This is a genomic window from Rhizobium sp. L51/94 (assembly GCF_019355555.1).
Lineage (GTDB): Bacteria > Pseudomonadota > Alphaproteobacteria > Rhizobiales > Rhizobiaceae > Rhizobium > Rhizobium rhododendri.
Genome location: NZ_CP072142.1, coordinates 1,261,992 through 1,286,706, shown reverse-complemented (window position 1 = coordinate 1,286,706; position 24,715 = coordinate 1,261,992). Strand labels below are relative to the sequence as shown.

The following is a 24,715-nucleotide window of genomic DNA, read 5'->3' as shown; positions in this document are numbered from 1 at the left end:
ATGAACACGATGGCGAGATCGCTGAAAGGAAGTCTGTCGAGGGGCTGGGAGATCTTTGCGGATCGCCGTGTCGCGACGCATGTCCCTTTCTATGTGCCGGTCGAGAACGGCATCATCCGCCTGAAGAACGACTGCCTCGTCTCGACCGTAAAGCTGACCGGCTTTTCCTTCGAGACGGCCGACATCGAGACAATCAACATGCTGCAGCGACAGCGCAACGCCGCCTTCCGCGCGATCTCTTCGATCGGCAGCTTTGCGCTCTATACGCATGTCGTTCGGCGCAAGGTGGCGCCCTCGTTACCCTCGGCTTTCGCCGATCCTTTCATGCAGTGTCTCGACCATGTCTATCAGAAGAGCATCTCCAAGAACGAGATGTTCGTGAACGACACCTATGTCTCGCTGGTTGTGCGGCCGATGTTCAAGAAAGGGTCAGCTCTTTCCCGCATCATGGGCGCCGGCGGCACCATCGTGCGCAAGGAACAATTCCGTGCGATGCGCGACAAGCTGGTCGAGGCGACGCGGGCACTGGAGAAATCGCTTGGCATCTACGGTCCGAGGGTCCTTCGCGACGTGCAGCGCGTGCACGCGGACCTCGGGAATAGCAGGACGATATTCCGTGATGTGTCGGAAGACATGGTGATCGATGAGACCGCGCAAAAAGTCTGGTTCTCCGAACAGTGCGAATTCTTCTACACACTTCTGAATGGCGGACGCGTCCGGCCGATCAGGCTTGGGACGATCCCGGCCGACGAGTTGCTGCCAGCGCGCAGGACATCGATCGGCAACCGCATCATCCATCTGCAGGGCGACACGCCCGATGACGACCGCTATGCGGCGATGGTCTCCCTGAAGGAGTATCCGCCCGAGACCGGCGCAGGCATGCTCGACTATGTCCTCAAGCTGCCGTTCGAGCTGGTGTTGACCCAATCAATGTCCTTCGTCGATGATATGGCTGCGCGCAGTCGGATAGAACGACTAGACCGCCAGATGTCGAAGGCCGACGAAGGTGGATCCAGCGTGCAGGCCAATCTCGACATCGCTCGCGACGAGCTCGCACGCAAACGCGTCGCCTTCACCGAGCATCATCTGACCATCATGCCGATTGCCAAATCGACAACGCAGCTCGACGACGCGGTGGCACTGATCGGAAACGAACTTGGTGCGCTCGGAGCGTCATATGTCCGAGAGGATCTGAATGCAGAACCGGCCTACTGGGCGCAGCTTCCCGGGAATCAGGCCTATATCGCGCGCCGGGCTTTGATCTCGACACTCAACTGCGCGGGCTTAAGCAGCTTCCATGCCTATCCCTATGGCAAGCCGGACGGCAACCACTGGGGCCCAGCGATCACCATCTTTGAGACGACCTCCGGCACGCCCTTCTTCTTCAACTTCCACCAGGGGGATGTCGGGCACACGACAGTGTTCGGACCGACGGGATCCGGCAAGACTGTCATCATGGGCTTCCTCATTCTGCAGGCCTATCGTGTCAGCCCGCGCCTGAAGACAATCGTCTTCGACAAGGATCGCGGCCTCGACATCATGGTGCGGGCGGCGGGCGGAACTTACATGACGCTGGAGCCCGGCAAACCCTCCGGTTGGAACCCATTGCTACTCGATGACACAGAGGGAAACCGGGTTTTCCTGTACGGGCTTTTGAGCTTCATGCTTAAGCCGTCGAAGGAAGGCGAGAGCCTGACGCCGCAAGAAGAATCAATCATCCGCAGCGCGATCAAATCTGTCCTCAAGACGAAGGACAGGTCGTACCGCCGTCTCTCGTCGTTGCGGGCACTGCTTGCCGGCAGCGAGAGAACGGAGGGCAGCCTGATCGCCCGGCTCGACAAATGGGTCGACAAGGGGCCCTATGCCTGGCTCTTCGACAATGCCGAGGATATTCTCGATATCTCGAGGCCGATGATCGGCTTCGACATGACTTCGATCCTCGACGATCCTACGGTGCGCACCGCAGCACTTCTCTACATGTTCCATCGACTCGACGAAATCTACGACGGCAAGGCGCCGATCATCAATCTGATGGATGAGGCCTGGAAGCTGCTCGATGACGATGAGTTCAAGCGCACGCTAAAGGATTACTTCAAGACCATCCGGAAAAGGAACGGTCTGGTGATCTTCGGCACGCAGTCGGCCGACGATGTGGTGCGCTCGAGCGTCAGCCGCACGATCATCGAGCAGACGTCGACGAACATCTTCTTCGCCAATCCGAAGGCTGACGAAAGCTCTTACATGGAGCACTTCGGCCTATCCCGGGCCGAGTTCGAATGGGTCAAGAACGGGGATCCGAATTCGCGCTTCATGCTGATCAAACAGGCGAAGAACAGCGTGATTGCCCGCGTGGACATGTCCCACATGCCCGAGTTCATCAAGGTGCTGTCAGGCCGGGAGGAGACAGTGCGTGAGGTCGAGATGCTGCTAGACGAGCATGGAGAGGATCCGAAGAACTGGCTGTCGAAATTCTGCGACTGGAACGTGGTAGCGGTCGATGAGCAGCGCAAAGCGTCTTGAGAGAGTTGCAGTCGGCTGTTTGGCCCTTGCTGCGGTTCTTGCTGGCAGTACGAGCCATGCGCAGGTGCCGGTCATCGACAATGCGCGCCAGAAGATCCAGCAGGCGACGTTGAACTGGTACCAGGGCTATCAGGCCGATACCCGGAAGCTGAAAGGCGCCTCGGGCGGCACGGCCGACAGCGTGGCACCCGGTCAGGGTTCCGGCGCGCCCGATGATTGCTCGGCGGACGGCATGGCGGGCGGCACCGCGCCGGCGGCGCCATCTCAGCGCACGCCGAGCCAGCAGGAAGTTGCCAGCATGGTCGAGGGTGAGGCAATCCGGCAGAGCGTCGATCCGAATTTCGCGCTGGCGATCGCCGAGCAGGAATCCCGCTTTCGCCAATCCGCCCGCTCTGCGGTCGGAGCCACCGGCGTCATGCAGCTGATGCCAGGGACAGCCGCTCAGCTCGGCGTCAATCCCTACGATACACGCGACAACATTCGCGGCGGCGTGAAGTACATCAAGCAACTCCAGGGGATGTTTGGCGACCGCTACGACCTGATCGCCGCCGGCTACAATGCCGGCCCATATCGGCAGTCGCTGCAGAACGGCCAGGTCCCCAACATTCCCGAGACCCAGGACTACGTCAAAAAGGTCTCTGCCTATTATGCGCGCAACAAGGCTCAGAATGGTGACCGCACCCCGACGCAAGGTGCCGGCGAGCCGGAAACCGTCAGCTACGGGAACGGATGCGGCGAGCAAATCAAGAAAGCCGTTGACCGGAATACGCAGGCGCAGGTCGAGCGCGGTTCGGTCTGGAACGAGTTGCTCGGAAAATCGACCGAAGCGAACCAGCAATATCTTCAGCGCCTAAAGGCTGGCCTTCAGTCGTCATCAGCGAGCCTGCGCGGGACTGGCGGCGGCAATGCCAAAGATTACGACGGCTCGCTTGCGATGGCGCAGATCCAATGCCCGACCAATATCATTGATACCGGCGGCACGCGCTGCTTTGCGGTGCCGTCGAGCGCGAGTACCGAGCAGATCCAGCGCTGGCTCTTCGACCTGCAGGAACAGGCCCGCGCCGATGGCAACGTCGCGACTTTCTCGGTGATGCAAGATCCCGCCTTGGGCCTCGTAACAGTCGTCGATGCCAGACCCACCGCGAAGTGAACGGACAGGAGAGGACAGTTACATGAAGATATCACTCTTAGCGGCGACTTTGAGCTTGTTGGTTGTCGCTCAGGCGCAGGCACAGGTCCCTGTCAAGGATTCGGAAAACATCTCGCTCAGCGAGGAGATCAAACGACTATCGTCGGAGATCCAGCAGGACACATCCGTCGTCAAGGACAACACCACGAAAACTCTGGCAGCGATCACAGGCGACCGGACGCAGGATGCCAGCCAGTTTGCCAAGCTTGCGACCGGCAATGGCTTCAGCATGGGACAGGCGCCGGATTTCAGCACTATCCTATCGAGCAACCAAGCTGTGTTCGGAGGGATCGGCGGCCAGTTCCAGAACACCGCGGCCAAGCTGATCAACGGCCTCAACCTGGTAAAGATGGTGGTCGATAGCGCCAAGGGCGGCGGGCTGTCAGGCGCCAACCAAGTCTATTCGCAGGGAATCAATGCACTCACCACGCTCACCGCGCTCACCGACGCGATGAACAGCGCGACGAAAGACCGGCAGAACTCGTTCATGCAGGCCACGCAACAGATCGGAACGGCAAAAGACCTGAAAGGGGCTCTGGAGCAAAACACCCAGATGGTGCTTCAGGGGAACCAGACCGCCAACGAAGCCGTCGGCTCGTTGAACAACCAGGTCATGCTGCTGAACCAACAATACAAGGCAGCGCTCGCCACCTCATCGCAGAACCTCAAGACCTTCGCTCCGCTTCCCGACAGCGTGATGCGTGACGGCGGAACCGCGCCACAGGGCAGCTCGGTTCGTGATCAGTTGAAGGCTTTCGAGGAGCAGAACCATTGAGGGTCACCCACTTGCTGGCGATCGGCTTTGTCGCGCTTACCGGTTGCGCCGGGAAATACGAGCAGATGGCGAAATGCTCGGCCGACGAAAACCCTGTGCCGGCACCCAGCTACGGGACAGAGCTGAAGCCGACAGCTGCGGAGGTGGCGGTCGAGGCGGCAACCAAAAACGATTGCGGCCCAATGCGCCCTGTCAATCAATTCCAGGATGAGACATGGATCCCGTCAGTTACGCGATAAATTTCTATGGTGATGCGCTTCGATATTTCGACAAGATCAACGAGGCGTCTCTCGAAAGAGCATGGGGTTTGTTTGCCGAGAACAGCAATCTGGTCTCCGGCATACTGGCGATCTTCCTGATCCTCTACTTCCTCTGGGGCGCGCTCGGACTATCCAGCGTTTCCCTGCAGGATATGGCCCTTACCGCCTTCAAGCTTACACTCGCCTATGCCCTGATCATGTCATGGGCGAATTTCTACGACAATATCGGCCAGTTCGTGTTGTCGGCACCGCAGGATCTTGGCTCAGCCATTTCCTCGGCAATGGGTGGTCAGTCGGCGGGTTCGGATATCGCGAGCCAAGTCGCCAGCATGGCGCGCAAGGTCTACGACTTTGCCATGCAGCTCTTCAATTCCTATGAATCCGGATGGCTGCCGAACGTCACCGGCGCCGTCGTCGTTTTCATCGTTCTTGTGTTCGGCCTGTTGCCGATGTTGCTGATCCTCACCGGCGTCACGCTGTTTGCCAAGATGATCACCGCTGTCATGCTGGCGATCGGCCCGATTGCCATCCTTTCCTATTTCTTCGGAATCACGCGGTTTCTCTTCGACGCATGGGTGAGGGGTGTCGCCTATGGCATGTTCATGCTGCTCTTCACTTACATCATGGCCGGGCTGTCGTTCGGGTTCCTGATCGGCATGATGGACACGATCAACGGCGACATGGCCACCAAGGAAAACGCGCTAGCGATCGTGCTTGCCATGGTGCTTTATCTGGCTCTGATCTCTTATTTCATCTTCCAGGTCCCCGACTTTGCGCGCACGTTTTCCTACGGCACCGCATTCTCTGGTGTTCCGGGCGGCGGCGGGGTTGATACCGCATACAGTGCTACCCGCAGACAGTTGGCCTCCAGCAATTCACGCGCCGGCCAAGCAGCTGCAGTCGGGCTCGGCATGCTGGCTGGACCGAGAGGGGCCGTTACGGCAGCAGCTCTTGCTGGTCGCGGCGGCATCGCCGGCGCCGGCGCCCTCGGTCGGATGCTGACCAATCGTCGGCGCAGCAGCGAATGACCAAGAGAGCAAGAACGGCTTTAAATTTCTCAAAAATAGCGACTTCGAGGTTCGAGACTTGGCATTGTTCAGACGGCAATTGAAAGCGGCGCCAGCCGACCGTGTCCCCGGTCCCCAGGATATCTACGACCAGCATCTTTCCTGGGGCGAGAAGAACCGCTCCCTTCGCACTTTGATCGGTCTCATCCTGCTGGTCTTCGCAGTGGCCGGCTGGATCGTCGCCGGCGTGCTTTCTTTTTCGGTGGCGCAACTGTTTCCGCTCGTGCGCACAGAGGTCGTGCCGCTGATCGTCGATAAAAACACCGGTTACATGGAAACCGTCACCACACTCGACAAGGACCGCACGAACGTCTCCGAGATCCAGGCAGTTCGCGCCTCGTTCGTCGGCAATTATGTCATCCGCCGCGAAACCTACGACCCACGCTATCTGTCCGAGAACTTCGACATGATTGCGCTGTGGTCGGAGCCGAGTTCGCCGGCGTTCAAGGATTATTCGGACTGGATGAATCCCTCCAATCCCAGAGGTCCGGTGAAGACGCTCGGAACGACCGGTGAGATCAGACCGGAAATCCTGTCGGTCAATCCACTCAATCAGACGACGATGTCGGTCCGGTTTGAAACGAGAGAGCGCCAGCGTGGCGGCGAGGTCGTCAACCGGTGGTCCGCAACGGTTCGCTATAAACAGATCAACCTTCCCGCCAGCAATCGGGTCCGGCTTTACAATCCGCTGGGCTTCGTGGTCACCGAATATGTGAAGGTCCCCGAGACCATGCCTTCGGGGCTCGTTCAATGAAGCGCAGGATGTGGATAACCGCCCTGTCGCTGTTCTTGGCGAGCTCGGCTGCCCAGGCTGAACTTCTCGCCCGCCCCGGCAGGCTCGACCCCCGGGTGCGGACACTGCCGTATTCGGCAGAGCAGGTGTTTGTTCTGACCGGCACCTACGGGATGGTCACGACAATCCTGTTCGGCGCGGACGAACAGATCACGCAGGTCGTCGCAGGGGATACAGTGTCCTGGCAGATCCTGACATCGGCCGATCGCCGTTCGCTGACCCTGAAACCGATGGAAAAGGACGCCCCGACCAACCTCTCGGTGGTGACGACCAAACGCGCCTATTCCTTCGACCTCGAAGTGAACGATAGCAAGTCTATCCAGAACCAAACATACAACCTGCGATTCATTTACCCGGAAGATACCGGCCTGAAGGGAACGGCAGAGCTCTGGAAGCAGGCCCAGGACGCCGAGCGAAATCCGAACATCAAGAATATTCGCCGCGACAAGGTCAATTACGACTACGGCTTCAAGGGCAGTGATGCAGCCAAGCCGCTCTGGGTCTTCGACGACGGGCTGAAGACCTTCATGAAGTTCACAGGCGATGTGCCCGCCATCTTCATCGTCGACGCCAAACGTCGAGAAAGCCTCGTCAATTATCGACGGGAGGCGGATTACATCGTCATCGACACGGTCTCGCGGCAATGGACGCTGCGCTACGGCACTGAGAACGAGACCTGCCTGTTCAATCTTCGCACAGCCCCTGCCGATGTGCCGGCCCCGATCGAAGGTGCCGTGGCGCCAAAGCGGCTCGGCTCCGGTGGGCTCCGGTCCGAACCCAAGTCACGATAGGAGGCACGATGTCGGATCCGAACTATCACTCGATGGACACCGATACCGCAATTGGCGGCCAGGTCTGGCGATCCGGGATCGGGTTGATGCGTCCGATGGCTGTGGTGGTCGCGATCGCCGGTATCGGCGTTGTTCTCTACTTCCTGTTTTCCGGCGGTGAGCGGGAACCGACCGTCGACACGACGCCTCGGGAAGAATTCCGCCCGGTTCAGGCGCCGAGGAACGAGGGCTTCAATCCGCCGGCGCCGCCGCCCTTGCCGACCGTCCAGGTACCAGAGGCTCCTCCGCCCCCGCAACCCCCGCTGCCGGAACCAGTCGTGCCGGCCCCGGTCCAGATCGCGCCGCCGGTCGATGTCGATTGCTCCAGGGGAAACAATCCCGACAATCCAAGATGTATCGAGCTCGCCCGAAAGGCGAAGCTTCTCGAGCGTGTCCGCTCGTCCGCTGTCGTCTTCGATCAATCCGAGCAGAGGAAAGGATCCGCATCGGCTTCCTCCGATGCTTCGGGAGCCGGCCTGGTCGGCGCGAACGGCCCGTCTGGGGCGCCCTACGGTGGAAACCCCGATGCCGGCGGCGCTACAGATGGCGACCGCGCCTTCCTGAAGGCGATGGGTGGCCAGGGAGTGGAGGTCTCGACGGCCACTGAGAACCGGCGCATCGATGCCTGGATCCCGCAGGGCACGATGATCCGCGGTACGCTCGAAACGGCTGTGAATTCCGATCTCGCCGGCATGGTGAAGGCGATCGTCCGGGAGGATGTCTATTCCTTCGACGGCCGCCGCATCCTCATTCCCGCAGGCTCCTCGTTGATCGGCGACTACAAGTCCGGTGTCGAACGCGGGCAGGAGCGCCTCTTCATCGTCTGGACCCGGATGATACGTGGCGATGGTGTTTCGGTCCAACTTGGCTCCTACGGCACCGACCGTCTCGGCCGCTCCGGCATGACCGGCGTCGTCGACCGGAAATATTGGGAGCGGTTCGGGCCGCCGGCGCTGATGACGATCATCGGCGGCGTGACTCAATACATCGCTCAGCTCGGTCAGAAACAGGATCGCAGTATCACGATCGTCAATACGGACGGAACCGTGACCAGCATTCCCCAGGACAACGGAACCACCTCGCAGGATCGCGCACGCGAGATCGCTGCAGAGACCATCGCGTCAGGCATTCAGCAGCTTGCGACGGAGGCGTTCCAGGACACTAAAAACATCAAGCCGACGATCCATATCGCCCAAGGCTCCGATATCACCGTGTTCGTCACACGAGATCTGGATTTCTCCGATCTCTATCCAGACCCGGTCCGCGAAGCGTTCGAGCGCTTGCGCAGAAAGAAGCTCGGCAAATGAATGCTTGTTTATCGATCTCCGCCGAACAACACTTCCTGTCCGAGGCGCTCGAGCCCATCAAGACGTTTCTCGACGATCCCGGTGTGGTCGAGATCTCCTGTCAGCGCAGCAATGAGATCTGGCTGGAACGCATCGGTCAGCTCAGCATGGTGAGGCAGGCGGTCGATGGGCTCGACCAGGAGGCGATCCGTCACATGGCGTCCCGCGCGGCGTCGTTCACCAAGCAAACCGTCAATGCCGAGAACCCGTTGCTGTCCGCTACCCTGGTCGATGGCGAGCGCGTGCAGTTCGTCCTCAATCCGACCTCGGCGACAGGACATGCTTTTTCGATCCGCAAGCAATTCATACGCCGGTTCGATCTCGGCGACTACGAAAAGGCCGGTGCCTTCCGATTCACCAAGGTCACCGGCGACGACTATATCGACGATGTCGATATCGAGTTGTCACGTTTGCTGCGGGCCGGAAGGGCACGCGGATTCTTGGAGCTCGCGGCTGTCCATCACCGCAGCATGTTGATCTCTGGCGGCACGTCGACCGGCAAGACGACGTTTCTCAACACCATGCTCACCGCCATTCCGAACAACGAGCGGTTCGTCTTGATGCAGGATACTGCAGAACTGGAGCCTTGCCAGGAAAACGTCGTTTCGCTGCTGGTTTCGAAAGGAGGACAGGGCGAGGCCCGGGTGACGATGACCGATCTCCTTGCGTCGGCGTTGCGCCTGCGGCCGGATCGCATTTTTATGGGCGAGCTGCGCGGTGACGAGGCCTTCGACTTTATCAACGCGATCAATACCGGCCATCCGGGCTCGATGTCGACGATCCACGCCAACTCGCCGCATCACGCTTTTAACCGACTGTCGACGCTGGTGCTCAACAGCAACGTCCGCATGGAGCGCGACGACATCATCCGCTACATCCGCTCGATCATTCCGATCGTGGTCCAGTTGAAGAAGAGCGATGCCGCCGGTGGCCGCGGTGTCAGCGAGATTTACTTTGCCGACGAGGTGGATGAAGATGGCAAGCGTCGACACGGACACGCAGGCTGATCGCCCGAAGTGGACGGAGCTTCAGAGTGCTTCGACCTTCACTTTTCCGGTCGCCGTACTCGGGGCCGTCGCGGTGTGGCTGTTGTTCTTCACGCTGATCTACGACGCCTATGTTACGTCATTCGGATCGACCTCCTATTACGACTACATCGCTCAGGCTCGTCTCCTCGATAGCCTTGTTTATACATGGTCCATCGTCCGGGCCCGCAACACGGTCGGGCTGTCGCTGCTCGCCCTGTCCCTCGCCACGCCGTTCCTGTTTTTCCTGCTGTGCATGTGGATGCTGAAAGGGGGTAGGGCGCTATCGCGGAAGATCCTCTATCTCCTTCACATCAGGTCGATGTTCACCCTGATTGCACACTCGGCACTCATTTTCGCCGCCGCCTATGGCGGTGTCGCCGTCTACGGGATCGTTTTTTACCTCGTGGCGACAAGGGCCGGCGGACATGTCGATATTGCCGACTACTATAGCAATCACCTTGCAGCGATGTATCAGGCACCCTTCGGTGCGACCGACGCGGCAGGCGCATATCGGAAGCCCTCGCGACAGACAGTGATCGGCGCACTGGCGGGCCTGGGGGCAGCAGGCGCGCTAGTCGGGGTTCCAATCGGCGCCGCGATCCAGAAACGCCAACGGATGATCATGGGCAAAGCGCGGCTGGCAACCTTGAAAGATGCCGCCGACTTTCAGTTGCGTGACAAGTATGGCATCGTGCTCGGCTTGAAACAGGGGCTGCTTCTGCGCAATGACGGCGACCAGCATGTGATGGTCATCGGCTCGCCGGGACAGGGCAAATCGCGCGGCTTCGTCATCCCGACCATGATGAGTTTTAAGGGCTCGCAGGTCGTTCTCGATATGAGCGGTGAGCTTTTCGAGGAAACCTCAGGCTACCTTAAGGACAGGGGCTACGAGATTTTCCTGCTTGCACCGGGGTCCAATTTCACCGACGGCTACAATCCGCTGGATCTGATCAGTGCCGATCCCAACCAGAGGATCACAGACCTGCAGAAACTCACGCAGATGCTGCTCCCGGAACGTCTGCGATCCGATTCCTCCGATTTCTGGGAGGAAAGCGCCAGGATCCTGCTGACGGCAATGCTGGGTTTCGTGCTCGAATGCCCTGATACCCGCAAGTCGCTCAGCGAGCTCTACCGTATCCTCAACTCGATGTCGGATGAGCGCAAGGTGATCATTCAGCTTCTGGAAAACTACGAGGCCGTCCTGTCCGACCAGACCCGTATGCAACTGACCAAATTCGCCGGGCGCCACGAAAAGCTCGGGGAGGGCATTGCAGCGGAGATCGTCGCCAAGCTCAATTTTCTGCAGAACCCGCTGGTCGAGGCACTGACATCGATTACGTCAATCCCGATAGACGCCATCAGAAAACGGAAAGTGGTGATTTACGTTCAGGCCGACTGGAATGCCATTCAGATCTACGAACGGCTGATCTCGATGTTTATCCAGCAAATGGCCGACAAGCTCGTGCAGATGGGACGGTTGCGCAACGGCGAGCACGAAGTACTGATGATGCTCGACGAGTTCGGCAATGGTGGCCGCATCGACACTGTCCTGACACTCGCTCCGCTGATCCGCAAGAACGGCGTTCGCTTCGTGTTCATTCTGCAGGATGGCGCCCAACTCGAACGGCTTTACCAGCGCTCTGGCCAAAAGATCCTCATGGGTGCATCGACGATCAAGCTGTTCATGAACTTCCAGAACCAGGAGGACGCGACGGCGGTGTCGATGGCAGCTGGCAGGACGACGGAGTGGGTCGAGCAGTCATCCTATACCCATCGCCATGGTCGCCGCGATCGATCGATTGCAAAGGTGCCGGTTTCGGTCGATCTTTTGCCGGTTAATACGCTGATGATGATGAAACCCGAGGAGGCGATCCTCCAGGTCACCGGCATGCCGCTAATGCGTATCATGAAACTGGACTCCGGTGGCGAGCGCATGTTTTCGAAGGCGCGAAAGTTCAAGCCGGCGACACGGCCATGCATGGAGCCGGTCGAATGGACGATCGCTGATAGCGACGCAGTCAAGCCAATCGTGGCGGACCCTGAGGCGGCCATCCCTTCGAAAACGAGAAGCCCGCCGCCCGGGACTCAAAGCGAGATCGACTTAGGCGCCGTGCAGCGACCGCCGCAACCACAGAATATGCGCTTCATCGTCAAGGACGGGGTACGCTACGTCTATATATCATCGCTCGACGAACTTCGTCATCGCCTGGATCTCGACGAGAAACGTGAGGCCGGTGTCAGTCCGGAAGACCTGCCCAAGGGGAACGGCGTGCGGGAACCTGATAGCCGAAGGAACGGGCCGGCCGGCCGGCAGGAGAAAGACGCCGGAGGCAACCGTGCTCCTCTCCTTGCCGAGGAGGGTAGCGATGTCGAGATTGATATCGATCGGGAGAAGCTGGCCCGTAGCGTCTATTCAGGATCTCCAGGAAAAGCGCGAAATCCACCAGGTCGCATTCCGGATTCTCGTGACCAAGGCGGCGAGCGCTCCATCGGCCCGGCCATTCTTCAACGTCAAGAGGTCCGGGAGGTATTCGGAGCGGATATCAAGGCCTTGAATGACGTGATTTTCCAACGGGCTGATGGCGCCTCATTCGAGCCAGCGACGCTGAACGCCGATGTCGAGCTTTTGATTGGACGTCTCTGCGAACGCCTGGCGAGCGAGAGTTCAAAAGCCATTCTGCAGGAGTTCGCTGACGTTGCGCGAGATCCGCTGGGTGAGGAGAGGACGCAGGTCGAGACCGATGGTGGCGTCGACTAGCTGATAGGGTTGGCTTGTCAGTACCGTTCTGTTGTCCAAGACCTCGTGCAGGGTCCACAATAGTTGCCAAAAAGGGGAGATACCGTGGCGGAAATCAAATACTTCAGGCGTGGAGGTCTTTCGACAGAGGAAAGCCTCGATCGAATTGTCGACGCTGCCAGAAACGACGGTGGCCTTTGGTTGATGATCAAGGAGCGCGCAATGGAGACACGCGCGCTGACGGTCGAGTTCGAAAGGCTGGGGGCAAACCCCGGCGAAATGGAGAGGCTATTTCCAAGGCGCCTGACACCGACGATCTCTGAGCTGGTAGACGAGCTTGTGTGGTCCATCGCTGGAGGCTGTCCGCCGGAGATGAGGGTTCTTGTTCAAGATGCGTTGCTCCAGGCAGCGAACGCAGAACTCGATGCGAACAGGGGGCGGCCGTCGTGAAAAGACGGGACTGACGAGATCATCTCTCTATTTGTTGTTCGTCGACCATCGCTAGAGGACTTGCAGACCGGCTGCGCGTAAGCCTGCACAGCGCGAAGCCGTCACTCGAAATCCACGTTTGGCAGAGGAAGGAATGCCATGCTACCGCCGGTCCTCTTGCACGGGCCGAGCGCAGCAGTGTAAGACCCGTGAGGACCGTGTGCACAGGTACTGAGAGACAGTCAAAATAGCGTTTAGGCATAAGCCTATCGTTTCGCAACGACGACAGGAATTGGATGAGCAGCGAAACCTCGAGAGCATTCCCCATCGGTCGCCGCAACGCCACGTTCCATGGCTGCGACATACTATACGGCCGTCGCCCAATGCGATCCACGGTGGAGGATGGCTGTCGATGCCACGGCTGAAGGGCGATGCCTCCAATGACCGGCAAGACGTCTCGCGCCTGACATCTCTTTCCTTTCAGGAAAGACTTGCCATTGGTCTGGACCGTTTGAAATCCGAGCGCGGATTGACGAACAAGGAGCTCGGCGAGCAACTCGGCGTGTCGGAAGCCTATATGTCGCAAGTGACCCGCGGAATGCGGGACGTGAAGCTGACCACGCTCGACAAGATGACCCGAGAGTGGAATGTCACGATAGAGGATTTGTTCACGGTTACTGACGACGATCTCGCCCGCATTGCTGCGAAGAAGGCGCGCCGAAGCCAGAGGAAGCCCCCCAAGCCGTTGTCCTGAGTATCGCTGCCGTGGACGCAATGTCGCGCCAGCCACTAATGGTCCAAATCGAACCAAAATCGCTGCTTCACACCTTTGTCGTTCGGGATATCGAAAAAGTAGGGCTCATTCCGTCGCGGCCTTGGTGTCGCAATTTGTTCGATACAGCTGTCGCCCTGGTTACCGAAAACGCGTCGTACAGTTGTAACCTTGAGCGCCGCGTTGGATCCACGCTGACTTGGAGACCGACATAAATCGACGGTCTTGATGCATTGGTTGGGTTCACCCCGCAAACCGGCGTCGCCTTGCGAACTGTAACCGGCCGTGGTTCCGGCCGGGCAGTCTTCAAAGATGACATGGCCGGGCTTGCCGGCATTGGCTTCATGGCAGACCGGCCACGAAAAGGCCGGGTCATTTATCGCGGCAATAAGGCGCGTCATCGGCGCAACGCAGTAGGGAACGCCATGCCAGGATGGGTTTTTAGATGCCGCGCATAGCAGAACCTGGCATCCCCAGGACACGTCGTCGGCCTTTGCGGCGGTGACAGCCGAAACAGAGGTCGAGCCCACCATCAATATGGTCGCAAGTACGAACGGTCTCACTCTATGGCTCCTTTCCCATGGTCATTGGACCTGCGCCCCTGTTTCGCCGATTATCGCGAACGACAGCATTCCAGGTTGTGTCGCCCCGGCGAATGAGCCCCTGGCGGGTGTGATCAAGTCGGTGCAGGTCACGCCCGGTTCGGCTTGACGCGCTTTACACTTCGAAATCCGGATCGAGCGGTCGGATCTGGTAATCGCAGCTGATGCCTCCTCATCGTTGGGAGCGTCGACTTGCGACTTTTGCTTACCCTCATCCGTCAGCCGTAAGATCTCATGCTCAAGCTCTGACGCCTGGCGGCTTCGCGCCATCTCGTTGACCGCGTAGCCGGCAGCTGTTCCAACAACAAGACGTAAGCCACCACGACAGCTTACCGACGGACTTGTTCGCCGTCATAGTCAGTATCCCTCGACGCCCAGCCGCCTCAGGACGATGGCCGGGTTGGTTTCGCAATCCTTTTTCCAGTCGACATGCTGGGCGCAGGCGTAGGCATATTGGCTGAGGTCGGCTGAAGAGAGATCCGCGAGCGTGTTGCCGACTGCCTTCCACTTCTGCACGTCCGCTGGATCGCAGCCGGCGCCTGCGGCACCGCAAAAGTCTGGATTACGCTGCTCGATCTGCGTCCGGCTAGTGCTTTCTTGTCCGGTCGCCATCGAAGCACAGCCGGACAGCAGCACCATCGCCATGGCGGTTTTTGGAAAGTGGCTCATTAAGCCTCCGTGCGTGTTACTGAGCGACAGGGAATTGTTCGGGCTCACAGGCAACGGCAGAGGTAAGCCGCTGTCGTGGTCTGGCGAAGGGCCTTTAGCCGTGTCTCCAGTGGCCACCGATGCGGTGTAAAGCCATGGAGGAAGCAGATCTGGCGAGGACCAGACGCCGTAACCGAGCCCTCTGGCCTTCCTTTCAATATCGAAATAGGCCGGCACCTGAGGCTCGCCGCGATAGTTGAATGCGTAGCCTATGCCTTCTGCAATCGCCGTCGCGGCAAGGTTCGTCTCCCCGACAAAACAATGGGCGAGGATCATGCCCCTTCCGTCGCGGTCGATCGGAGTACAATTGACGTCGTGTCCGAGTGTACGAAGGATCATCCATGCGCGCGCAACCTGACCCGCTGGCCACGTTACACCATCGCTCAACGCCGTCTGTTCGATGCGAGGGGCTTCATATCCGGCAAGCCGCACCACCTGTCCGCTCCTTTTGAATTCAAACGTCGTGGTATCGACGACCTGAACTTTTCCATAGATCTGCCGGGGCAGGTCGGCCGGACGGTTCTGCCCTAGCGATCCTGTCGCCGTCAGTGTGAACAATATAATTGAGAACGGTACAGTTCTCATCGCTGCGCTCCGGCAATTTTTGTGAGGACCGGGATCGGGTGCGGCATATCCGAATACGCCCAGAGGCCCGCGCGCGCTGATCGCGCACTCTCCTCCGCCACCCTATATCCGGGGACGATCAACTGACCGGTGTCGTCAATCGCCGCAAATCCCCATCCCTGGGCAATCATATAGGTTGCCAGATCATAACGCCGTTCACCTGTCGTCGTCTGGCAGGCAACCACAGCGTTGTTCTGGTCGATATTTCTGATCGTCGTGCAGACCGGCCTGGTGTCTCTTATCATTGCCTGCGCCATAATCAGGTTGAGCTGGCCACAGTCTCGCACAGCGCCCGGGGAAATCGTGACAGACGTCCCTCGAAGACACGTCTGCAGGCCGTAGAGACGATATCGCCGTCCGCCTGAAACCCAGGTATCGCCTGTTTCGAATTGCGCCTGCGCTGGAAAGGGAGCAAATCCAGTTTGACCCTCGATCTTGCTGTCCTCGACTAGACCTCCACCTCCATGCGCCTGAACCAGCGTGATCGGAGCAGGGCGTGCCGCTCCAGGAAGGGTCGAGCCTCCAAGCATGGGCATGATGGTGATCCCGGCGTAGAAGCCAGAAGCTAGGAGCGTCGACATCAATATCAGGAACCTCATCCGGATCATTTCATGGAAGGATTGGCGCGATGGCGTTCACCGTAGGGGTGGACGAAATAGGTATTTGCCCAGATTCCGACCCGCTTCCTGTGCGCATCTTCCTCAACCTTGGCATAGTCTGGAAATATCGGCCAGCCGGCGCGGTCACGTGCGGCGAAAGCCAGTCCCCTGCCGATGAGCGTCTCGGATATCGATTGCACTGCACCATCCTTGTTGAAGAAGCATTCGGCATAATGCACCGGCGGCGTGCCCCGATTTTGGCCGAGGACGTGGCACGGAAACGCGTCGCCTGCCGCCGCCTTTGCCTCGGCGAGTACCGCGATCAACCCGGCCAGCGAGATCATGGCGCACGTCGCCTGTAGGCCTGCAAATGCAATCTGCTCGGTTGAAAGGCAACCCTGAGCGCCAGCCAACTTAACCACCGTCCCGTCGGAGGCCAGAAACGCGCTGCCGCCCAACGCGCTCTGAGGTCTGATTGTTTGAAGATGAAGTCGCGTGGCAAGCGATGACGTATCGAGGGGCGTCTGCGATGCAGGAACAAGATCTTGCCCCTGGGCATAGGCCGTTTGATATTCGCTGACGAACTTCGCAGCCGTATCATCCTGTGCTGCGAGCGCAATGGCCATCGTCGCATTGGCAAATGTGCAGAAGAATAAGCAGTTAAACCACCACGCGCCAGGATTCATGCTCGCATTCCGTAATCTGTTGGCAATCTGAAACATGCACAAAATTATACTGCAGTGCAAGTCTGGAAAATCATCGGCGATTGGGTTATGTCTCTTGGGACTACGGAACATGCGCATGGAGAAAGGCGATGTCAGCATACCGGAAGGCTCTCAGGCTAATAACCTTCCCATTTCGGGCGGCGTGGGTCCTGATTTTGATCACGAACCTTTTGGTCGTATCGGCTGTCTGGGTGTCGTTGGCAGCATTCGTTTCATACGGTCTTGCTTTGACGATTTCATACGCCTTCCTTCCGACGGAGTGGACCCGGGGGCTTTGGCATTGGGCGGCAGAGCTCTATGCCCAATCCGGTTGGTTCAGCGCCGCAACCACATTCTGTTTCGTGCTGCTTTTACTGCCGATCCTGAAGTTCTGGCCGGCCAGAGACTCGCAAGCGAAAATAGCGCGTGAGCGCAAAGCGACACGGCAGAATAACGATCTGATCGCTGCGCGGCAGCAACGATTAGCGAAGCTTCGGGAATGACGACGCCATGACAGTCAAACCACTCTCGCTCGCCATCTCGACGTTCAAGGGCGGTGCCGGAAAATCGACCTTGAACATCAATCTCGCAGCCGAATTTGCCCAACAAGGACACCGGACGCTGCTGATCGATTGCGATGAACAGGAGTCATCGACGCGCTGGTACAATGTCTCCACGAAAAGGGGACTTCTTCCGACCAACGGGACCCTGCTGCATCTACGCGTGGCTCCGGAGGACAGGTTTGTGGATCGCCTGGCCGACGCACCGGAGGCCGATATCCGGATCTATGATGTCGGCGGATATGTCCATCAACGCGCAATCGACGTTTATTATGAGTGTGATGCTGTTCTTATCCCGGTTATACCGGAGCCGACGGCCGCGACCTCGGCCATCAAGGTGGCGACAATCCTGAAGGAGATTTCCAGAAAGCGGGCTGAGGGACCAATTCCGTACGCTGCGATCTGGAACTATGTCGACATGATCGCGCTCAAACACAACCGCTCGCTGCCCGAGGTTCACGCCATCCTCACAAGCGGCAGAATTCCGGTAGTGGACACTGTTGTTCGCAAGAGCAACCACTTCAGCGATGTCGGAGCCGGCTTCGGCTCGCTCTATTCGAAGCTCGCCAGCATAGAGAATAATCCGGTGCTGACGCCGTCGGCAAAGCGTCGCGCCTCCGAGAGCGTTCTCGACGCGATCGATCTTGTAAAAAGGATCAACAACGAATTCATCAACCTACTGCAGGTGGAGGCCGCATAGCGCAATGTCGAGGGAAAGAATACCGGCTGGAAACATTCTCGCTCTTGGTCGATCTAGAGAAGATCGGGCGAAGGACGTGGAGGAGACGGCGACCTTCTATATGCCAACCAACGTCGATCTTGGAAAGCTTATGCCCGAGGAACCTCCTCGAACAAAAGAACAGCAGGCAACCGTCCGCGGCGCACCGCAACAGCGCCGTACGTCTGGCAAAAACGTCCGGACCAGCCCTTCAAAGGAGGGAAAGAATCCGCCTGCGGGCAGCCTCATCACCAAACGAAAACGTATTTCGCTTTATCTCGACGACGACGTGCTCACAAAGATCTTTCGGGTTTCGCTCGAGCGTCACGAGCAACTGTCATCGGCTACGCACCGGTTGATACTTGAGGCTCTGCAGGCGAGGGGGCTATAGGAGAGATGCGCCAACCGGCTATTATGTTCCGTCTACCACCGCACGTCCTGGTTAATGTGGAGGCCCTTGCCAGACGGCTCGATGTGTCTGCCAACATTGTCGCCAAGCTGATCGTCACGCGGGAAATCATGCATGTTCCTGCAATGCTCGTAGAACATGACCGGCAATTGGCAAATATGCACCAGTTTCTGCGCGAACTGGCCTTTCGAAACGAAGCGTTTCTCTCCGACAAGGGAGCCGAGATTGCGGCAGTCGAGCCGATTATGGACAAGCTTGCGCAGGTCATGGCCGCTCTCGACGCCATTCGCGATGCAGCTTTTGTCAGACCGTCAACCTATATCGCCGACCTGATCGGGAAACACGATGAACGACCTTTCCAGAAGTCGCTCCGGATCTAGACCGGGCTGTCGTCGGCTGCCAAGCTATTTCGAGCTGATCAACGACGAACTGCGTCGACGCGGCGGGGGCGGGGGCGTAAAAAGGTCGATACCGGCGAGACTGGCCGCTCCGTTGACGAGACAGGGCGGGGCGGCTACGGCATTCAGTCGAGCCGCCGGCAACAACGCCGTTGTGGTCAAAGTCCTGTCTTATGGTGCCGGTGCTAGTTCGATGCGCAACGTCCTTGCCTACCAAAGCAAGGAGGAGAAGGCGCGCGACCAGGACGGCCGTGAAGTGTCCGATCTCAATGCCACGGTGCGGTCATGGGAGCGCGAGTTTGGAAATCGGAAAGGCAGCGATGATATTCTTCGCTTGGCTTACGAGCTCGAAAGCGCAGACCGGGAGCGGGTTGCCCGCGCCCTCGGCTCCCTCGCCGACGAAGGGTTTCGCGAGGTCGGCGATATCGACCGGACCTATGCATTCAGTGTGGGCGCGAGTGTTAAGGGTGGTACGCGTCTGCATTTCGCTCTTGTGATTGCCCATGAGAAAAAGGATCGATCTGACCGCAGCAGCCGAAATCGCATCGCCGCCGAAATCGACAACGTAGGTGCGATCGACGCTCGTTTGAACAAGGTGTTGAGGCAGGAAGGCATCACACCAGTTTCGCGCTGTCCGGTTGAATTTTCATCTGGCCCGAAAGGCCTGACTGAGACCTTTCACGCCATGCAGCGAGGAGATGCGGAGGTGACGATCTCGACGAAGACGCATGTCGAGGAACGCCCTGGCGCGAGCGGGCGCTACAAGCAGGGCACGGCGCGGCGTGAAGTTAGCACAAAGGATCACAAACAGCTGACGGCCGAAAGCAAGATTATCGGTGCCCTTCTGCAGACCCGCCAGCCGAGGGACTTCATGCACCTGCTCTTGTCTGGACCAGCCAATGTCGATCGCGACCAGTTCGTCCTCGCCGGGCGTGACTTCCTCAAGCAGCAATTTGTTGGGCATCGCTATGCCTACGCCATCCATAACCGTACCGATCACGGAAAGCATCCACACCTGCATGTCATCGTTGCGCTGCGCAACACCAGTGGAAAGATGCTTAACCCCAACATCCGCGACTTCACCGAATGGCGCTCGCGCTTTGCGGAGAGGGCGTGGGAGCGTGGCATCGCAATCGGTCTTCAGAAGCGCGTCGACCGTGCAGCCCCGCCGCCCGTCAAACGATGGGAATGGGAAATGTTTCGGCGGATGGGAGCAACCGCGCCGTCAAATGTAATTGAGAAGGTTAGGTCGAAGATCCGCGACACGCCGACCGCACCGAAGAATGAAGGCGCACGGGTGAGGCTCGACCAGAGCCGACGTTCAGTCGAGCGCGTCATTCAGATGCTTGAAGGGGTCGCCAGGGACAGATCAGCACCCAGTACGGCACGAGAAGTGAGCCATGATCTCTGCATCGGTCTTCGGCGCGAGTATGGCAGGCTTGAAGCAGCGGTCCGCGAGGGCCGTGATCCCACACGGGAAAAAGGTGAAGAACACATGCTGCGGTCCACACCCATCAGCGCCAACCAGGCAAAGGCAGCCAAGGAAACGATAGCAACAACCGCCAGCAATGCGGCAGCAAAAATAACGGATTCGTCCGATCGGCAGATCTTTGAGCAGGCGACGAAGATCATAGGAAAGGTTGTCGGACTACAGTTGGATGCAAGGGTTGCAAAGCAGCGGGATCGTATCGATGCAAGCCAGGTCAAGCGTAAGTCGGAACCCCTTGAAACAAAATCGGCCTCCGGTCGTGACCACATCGACGAGCTTAGAATAGTGAACAAGAGCTCGAACAATCGCTCTATCGATGCAGCTCGCGTCGCTCGCTCCAATGCCGAGCGCGACCGACCTGAAAAAGATCGTTCGGATAGCGAGCGGTCAAAAGTGCAGCAGCGCGATAGGGAGATTCCGAAATCCATCAAGCTTCGCCCGCCTCAGGAAAAGGACAGAGACCGCGGCCGCTGATGTCGTTATTAGGGGCTACCGACGATCGATCGGGTCACACTTAAAAAACTGACCGATTGCTGCAGAAAAACACATCTCATCCTTATTGTTTTAGCCGTGCTTGTTCGGGATAGCCTAGACCGCCACGGTTTCCCAAACCCCGGCCTTGCTCCAACGCCGGAAACGACGATAGATCAAGTTCCAACTGACATATTTGGGCGGGAAATCGGGCCACGGCTCTCCGCACCGAAGCCGCCAAAGGATACCATTGATGATCGTTCGATTTTGCTCAGGAGCCCGCCCCTGACCACGGCTTTCAGGCTCTAACGGCAGCAAGTCTTTCAGAACCCGCCATTCCACTTCAGTGAGATCGCCCCAGCCCAAGTCTGCCCCCAACTAGCAGCCTCGATTCAACCATCTCTCATTCCGGCAATATCAGCCACGTTTCCGATCCGGGCTGAGCGCCAAAACTTCGATGCCATCTGGTGCATAGGCCTTTCCGTCCGACATCCGAATATGCATTTCATCAAGCGGTCCCTCATGACCTTGCTTAGCCGTGATCACTAAAATCCAGAGACGATCAGTTCGAATGTCATAGCCGCCGACCCTATTGCTCAGCGTTCCGATCTGATCCCAATCAACGGCCATACTGCTACCCACCGATCTCAATCTCGATTCTACCGCCACCGCCCACTATGGTCGACGTCAAACACCAATTTCTCCCCGATGCCTAGGGTTCGTCCGATGGCGCTGGAAAGCGAGTCCATGTCGGTAATTTCAATTCGATCAGGTTGCGCCTTAATTTCGTTGAGAATATTCTCATCGCCTCGCCGGCTAGAACATAAAATTCCCAAGATGCCCGCTTCTTTTGCCGCACGGATAGATTTCACTAAACTGCTGACAATCACGACACTACCTTTATCGGCCCCATAGCACTCGATGGCTCTGAAAATCATGCGCGTGGCGGTATTGGGTCGCGATTTGTTTGAACCTTGAAGTTCGGTTCCGTTTGGTTGAGACGAATCCGTGTCCGTGATCCAGAAATCGGGTCGTGCTCCCCGAATGGAAAGCAACTCAAAGAGGACTGCCATCACGGTCGAAATTTCTGATGTTCCGTCCCCTTCACTGCGGCGCGAGATAAAGCCAAAGTGAACGTTAAATTCTCGGATTTGTTTTAGAACTTCGACGAATTCGTGATTGATATCCTTCAGCGTCATGTCTCTGGATACACCTCTATGCCTCAGGAGGAGACCTTCTTCCTCAAAAATAACTAGGCCGGCAGAAGCAATTCTTCGTATTTGGCAAATCATACCTTGACCACCGGGGCCAACAAGGTCCCGCCTTTTTGAAGTGTGCACATATAATCAGACGCTGGCTAACGAGTCGGGGGCTGTTTCGCCGCCATGTCTGGTCATGGTTGCCTAAAGCCTAACACCTTGTGTTTGCTGCTTCGGATTCGGATAAAGCCGATGAGGAAGGTCAGTATAGACATATTCTCCTGGTATTGCGGCCGGGCACAGCTTCGATAGAAAGAGGTCGAGATTTTTTGCGCTGTTGCTGGACACAAGCGAATAAAAATTGCCGCTGTTCCATGTGACGAATGTGTGCTCGAAAAAGCGACTCAGTGTCTTGGCTATGTTCGCCAAGCTGACTTCGTTTCGATTCATTCGTGTTAAAACAGTTTCTTCTTTTTTTCGAATGTCGGAAGGGGTAAAAAACCGAGCCTTGAAGCCGTGGTCCTTTTGCCGCTCGCGCCGATGGTATTCCTCGGCGTCGTCGTGCCTGAATTTTTCGATGAAGATGAAAAGCCCGTCTTTTCTGAGATGCTGCGATACAAAGCGAATTTGATCGAAGCGATTGGGCGAATACATCTGAAACGTCGTGTCCTCGACGATGATGTCAAAGCCGCCAGTGAATGCGCGTAGCTCATCATCATCTTGGATTTTTCGCGCAGTCAGATGATGAAATGGTCCGTGAAAAAATGTGGCATGCGGAGGAACACCGTAGGCGTAGAAACTTCGCAGATTCTCGACATTTGGGCTGCAAGATAATGTGTCTATCCTGCCATTGCCGAGTTCGGCAATCACGCGCGCCATCGTGCCCTCTGCTGTTCCCAATGTGTAGAGCTTCAACCGTCCCTTTCTGGCTCGGGCATATTTGAGGATTGCACAGCCCATGCGGCATTCCTCTTCGAACCTATAGGGTATGCTGCCGAGATAGTGCTGATCGAATGGCCCTTGCCGTAGCGGATGAAGAGCTGAAAAGCGCTTAAATGTTGAGTCGAGCGGGAAGAGCCGATAGTCGAGCTTCGGTGGCCGAATGGGCATGCCAGTTTGACCGGCTGCCGTTGTCGAAAAGAATTCCGAGAGCTCGTTGAGACGGGGTGCGCGGTCGCACTCCACTATGAAATCTTCAAATCCGTGCATGCGAAAGACCTGCCTTTCTCTCGCATTATCGCAGCCTGCTCATTTGAAAGACGAACTTCAGAAATTCGACGCGCCGGCGCTGATCTTGGATGATCAACGACACCAACGCCCTTTTTGCGACAATGCTCGGCCGAAACATGACCGCGCGCTCTGGTTTCTTGCATCCACGATTTTGATCGGCTTACATGAAATTGATATGAAATTCGACCTCAGGTTAGAGGAGGTTTGATCGGCAACTTTTAGTCAGATATGCTTGCCTCTACACCGATCTTAAACAGGAGAAGCCAGTCAACTTGGGGATCGTTCCGGCCGTCCAACCCGAAAAAATAAAGCAGTCGCAAGCGCAGGTCATCCTTCACAAGCAAGGTCGTTGGAGCCACGCGCGGGCCGATGTCGTTCGTCGGATCGGCTTAGCTCGGCAGGAAATCGACGTGGTAACGGATCACCACCTGATTTTTCTCAACATACGCGGTGCGGCGAAGTCCGGCGAAAATTATATTGACGGGCGAAATGTCGGCTTTACTCCGCGTCAGGACGGCTCACTCGTTTACGTTCCGCCTGGCTGCCGCTGGAGTGGTTGGGACGAGGGCGACTGCGAGGCCTGTTATCTCATGATAATAGTGGCGAGCGAGTTCTTGTCCGACTTATCTGCAAGGTTGCCGAGTGCGGAAAGCTTGCGTCCGAAGCTCGGTTTCAGGGATCTGCCGATACAATGCTTAGTGCGTCAGATTGCCCGCGAGCTCTTGAATGACGATCCTATTACCGACCTGATCGTCGAAGGACATCTAACGGCCATCTTTGGACTTTTGCAACGTGGCTCTCGAACATCGGGCAAGGCGCACCGCGGAGGCCTGGCGCCGGCGCTGCTCAAGAGAGTGATTGAAAAAATCGATGCGTATATCGAGCGACCTCCAAGCGTGCGCTTGCTCGCTGAAGAAGCAGGCGTGACCTACGAGCACTTTTGCCGCGCATTCAAGTACTCGCAAGGCATAACACCCTACGCCTTTTACAATATGCGTCGCCTCGAGCGCGCCAGCGACCTTCTTCGTACGACAGCGATGACTGTAACGGAGGTGGCGCTTGCCTGTGGCTATGCGAGTGGAAGCCATCTCTCGACCAGATTTCGACGCGATACGGGGATTTCTCCTGAGGGATACCGTGCTGTCTGGAGGGAACCTGCTCGTTCCGAGCCAAGAATAATATCAATTTCATGAAAGCCGCAGGCCCCTGAGGGGACTAGAATGAAATCATTCTATTGCCAGAGGGCTTGCTGATGGGG

The 24,715-nt window shown here is 57.8% G+C and carries 26 protein-coding genes; 18 read left to right on the top strand and 8 right to left on the bottom strand.

The genetic code is table 11. The features are described from left to right. The 12 genes from J5274_RS23885 (at position 1) to J5274_RS23830 (ending at position 13,728) form a co-directional block, all read left to right on the top strand. A complete protein-coding gene (locus tag J5274_RS23885) occupies positions 1-2,520 on the top strand; it encodes a VirB4 family type IV secretion/conjugal transfer ATPase (protein ID WP_219275356.1) in 2,520 nt (839 codons plus the stop codon). Beyond that, positions 2,498-3,670, top strand: coding sequence for a lytic transglycosylase domain-containing protein (locus J5274_RS23880; protein WP_219275355.1), 1,173 nt, complete (start codon positions 2,498-2,500; stop codon positions 3,668-3,670). Before J5274_RS23885 ends, J5274_RS23880 begins: the two co-directional genes overlap by 23 nt. Before the next feature lie 22 nt (positions 3,671-3,692). Further along, complete coding sequence (locus J5274_RS23875) at positions 3,693-4,484, top strand: conjugal transfer protein (protein ID WP_209186960.1); 792 nt, start codon at positions 3,693-3,695, stop codon at positions 4,482-4,484. Continuing rightward, complete coding sequence (locus tag J5274_RS23870) at positions 4,481-4,723, top strand: hypothetical protein (protein ID WP_209188087.1); 243 nt, start codon at positions 4,481-4,483, stop codon at positions 4,721-4,723. Before J5274_RS23875 ends, J5274_RS23870 begins: the two co-directional genes overlap by 4 nt. Further along, positions 4,699-5,772, top strand: coding sequence for a type IV secretion system protein (locus tag J5274_RS23865; protein ID WP_219275354.1), 1,074 nt, complete (start codon positions 4,699-4,701; stop codon positions 5,770-5,772). The genes J5274_RS23870 and J5274_RS23865 overlap by 25 nt, the downstream gene beginning before the upstream one ends. A 58-nt stretch (positions 5,773-5,830) precedes the next feature. Then, a complete protein-coding gene (locus J5274_RS23860) occupies positions 5,831-6,565 on the top strand; it encodes a virB8 family protein (RefSeq protein ID WP_219275353.1) in 735 nt (244 codons plus the stop codon). Beyond that, positions 6,562-7,395, top strand: coding sequence for a TrbG/VirB9 family P-type conjugative transfer protein (locus tag J5274_RS23855; RefSeq protein WP_224129780.1), 834 nt, complete (start codon positions 6,562-6,564; stop codon positions 7,393-7,395). The genes J5274_RS23860 and J5274_RS23855 overlap by 4 nt, the downstream gene beginning before the upstream one ends. Positions 7,396-7,403: 8 nt before the next feature. Next, the gene (gene virB10 / locus J5274_RS23850; protein ID WP_219275352.1) at positions 7,404-8,741 is read left to right on the top strand and encodes a type IV secretion system protein VirB10; all 1,338 of its coding nucleotides are present in this window, start codon (positions 7,404-7,406) and stop codon (positions 8,739-8,741) included. Then, positions 8,738-9,787 (top strand): P-type DNA transfer ATPase VirB11, encoded by a 1,050-nt coding sequence (virB11, locus tag J5274_RS23845; protein ID WP_219275351.1) that lies wholly within the window; start codon positions 8,738-8,740, stop codon positions 9,785-9,787. Before virB10 ends, virB11 begins: the two co-directional genes overlap by 4 nt. After that, positions 9,756-12,566 (top strand): type IV secretory system conjugative DNA transfer family protein, encoded by a 2,811-nt coding sequence (locus J5274_RS23840; RefSeq protein ID WP_219275350.1) that lies wholly within the window; start codon positions 9,756-9,758, stop codon positions 12,564-12,566. Before virB11 ends, J5274_RS23840 begins: the two co-directional genes overlap by 32 nt. A gap of 84 nt (positions 12,567-12,650) precedes the next feature. Further along, positions 12,651-12,995, top strand: a complete 345-nt coding sequence (locus J5274_RS23835; RefSeq protein WP_219275349.1) for a hypothetical protein — start codon at positions 12,651-12,653, stop codon at positions 12,993-12,995. 391 nt (positions 12,996-13,386) lie between these two features. After that, on the top strand, positions 13,387-13,728 hold the full coding sequence (locus tag J5274_RS23830; RefSeq protein ID WP_219258814.1) for a helix-turn-helix domain-containing protein: 342 nt from the start codon (positions 13,387-13,389) through the stop codon (positions 13,726-13,728). Between the two features lie 35 nt (positions 13,729-13,763). Here the strand turns inward: J5274_RS23830 and J5274_RS23825 are convergent, their stop codons facing one another. The 4 genes from J5274_RS23825 to J5274_RS23805 form a co-directional block, all read right to left on the bottom strand. After that, complete coding sequence (locus J5274_RS23825; protein WP_219259240.1) at positions 13,764-14,279, bottom strand: hypothetical protein; 516 nt, start codon at positions 14,277-14,279, stop codon at positions 13,764-13,766. A gap of 426 nt (positions 14,280-14,705) precedes the next feature. Beyond that, complete coding sequence (locus tag J5274_RS29045) at positions 14,706-15,641, bottom strand: thermonuclease family protein (RefSeq protein WP_257625698.1); 936 nt, start codon at positions 15,639-15,641, stop codon at positions 14,706-14,708. Next, positions 15,638-16,261 carry a thermonuclease family protein gene (locus J5274_RS23810; protein WP_244615525.1) on the bottom strand — a complete coding sequence of 208 codons (624 nt, stop codon included), beginning with the start codon at positions 16,259-16,261 and terminating at the stop codon, positions 15,638-15,640. Before J5274_RS23810 ends, J5274_RS29045 begins: the two co-directional genes overlap by 4 nt. Positions 16,262-16,284: 23 nt before the next feature. Beyond that, positions 16,285-16,965: a thermonuclease family protein gene (locus J5274_RS23805; RefSeq protein ID WP_142831918.1), complete on the bottom strand. Its 681-nt coding sequence runs from the start codon at positions 16,963-16,965 to the stop codon at positions 16,285-16,287. A gap of 115 nt (positions 16,966-17,080) precedes the next feature. On the opposite strand from J5274_RS23805, the gene J5274_RS23800 reads away from it, so the two are divergent. From J5274_RS23800 to J5274_RS23780, 5 genes are all read left to right on the top strand, one after another. Further along, positions 17,081-17,413 (top strand): hypothetical protein, encoded by a 333-nt coding sequence (locus J5274_RS23800; RefSeq protein WP_153816493.1) that lies wholly within the window; start codon positions 17,081-17,083, stop codon positions 17,411-17,413. An 80-nt stretch (positions 17,414-17,493) separates the two neighbouring features. Further along, a complete protein-coding gene (locus J5274_RS23795; RefSeq protein ID WP_142831914.1) occupies positions 17,494-18,243 on the top strand; it encodes a ParA family protein in 750 nt (249 codons plus the stop codon). Positions 18,244-18,247: 4 nt separating this feature from the next. Further along, positions 18,248-18,652, top strand: coding sequence for a hypothetical protein (locus J5274_RS23790; protein WP_142831912.1), 405 nt, complete (start codon positions 18,248-18,250; stop codon positions 18,650-18,652). 5 nt (positions 18,653-18,657) lie between these two features. Then, on the top strand, positions 18,658-19,050 hold the full coding sequence (locus J5274_RS23785) for a hypothetical protein (protein ID WP_161991009.1): 393 nt from the start codon (positions 18,658-18,660) through the stop codon (positions 19,048-19,050). Then, the gene (locus J5274_RS23780; RefSeq protein WP_219275348.1) at positions 19,016-21,031 is read left to right on the top strand and encodes a relaxase/mobilization nuclease domain-containing protein; all 2,016 of its coding nucleotides are present in this window, start codon (positions 19,016-19,018) and stop codon (positions 21,029-21,031) included. The genes J5274_RS23785 and J5274_RS23780 overlap by 35 nt, the downstream gene beginning before the upstream one ends. A gap of 114 nt (positions 21,032-21,145) precedes the next feature. On the opposite strand, the gene J5274_RS23775 is transcribed toward J5274_RS23780, so the two are convergent. The 4 genes from J5274_RS23775 to J5274_RS23760 form a co-directional block, all read right to left on the bottom strand. Continuing rightward, positions 21,146-21,370 (bottom strand): transposase, encoded by a 225-nt coding sequence (locus J5274_RS23775; RefSeq protein ID WP_257625743.1) that lies wholly within the window; start codon positions 21,368-21,370, stop codon positions 21,146-21,148. Between the two features lie 75 nt (positions 21,371-21,445). Continuing rightward, positions 21,446-21,658, bottom strand: coding sequence for a hypothetical protein (locus J5274_RS23770; protein ID WP_219275347.1), 213 nt, complete (start codon positions 21,656-21,658; stop codon positions 21,446-21,448). 29 nt (positions 21,659-21,687) lie between these two features. Next, a complete protein-coding gene (locus J5274_RS23765) occupies positions 21,688-22,227 on the bottom strand; it encodes a hypothetical protein (protein ID WP_219275346.1) in 540 nt (179 codons plus the stop codon). 204 nt (positions 22,228-22,431) lie between these two features. Continuing rightward, positions 22,432-23,436, bottom strand: coding sequence for a class I SAM-dependent methyltransferase (locus J5274_RS23760; protein ID WP_219275345.1), 1,005 nt, complete (start codon positions 23,434-23,436; stop codon positions 22,432-22,434). A gap of 293 nt (positions 23,437-23,729) precedes the next feature. On the opposite strand from J5274_RS23760, the gene J5274_RS23755 reads away from it, so the two are divergent. After that, complete coding sequence (locus J5274_RS23755) at positions 23,730-24,650, top strand: AraC family transcriptional regulator (RefSeq protein ID WP_209185776.1); 921 nt, start codon at positions 23,730-23,732, stop codon at positions 24,648-24,650. Positions 24,651-24,715: the final 65 nt, after the last annotated feature.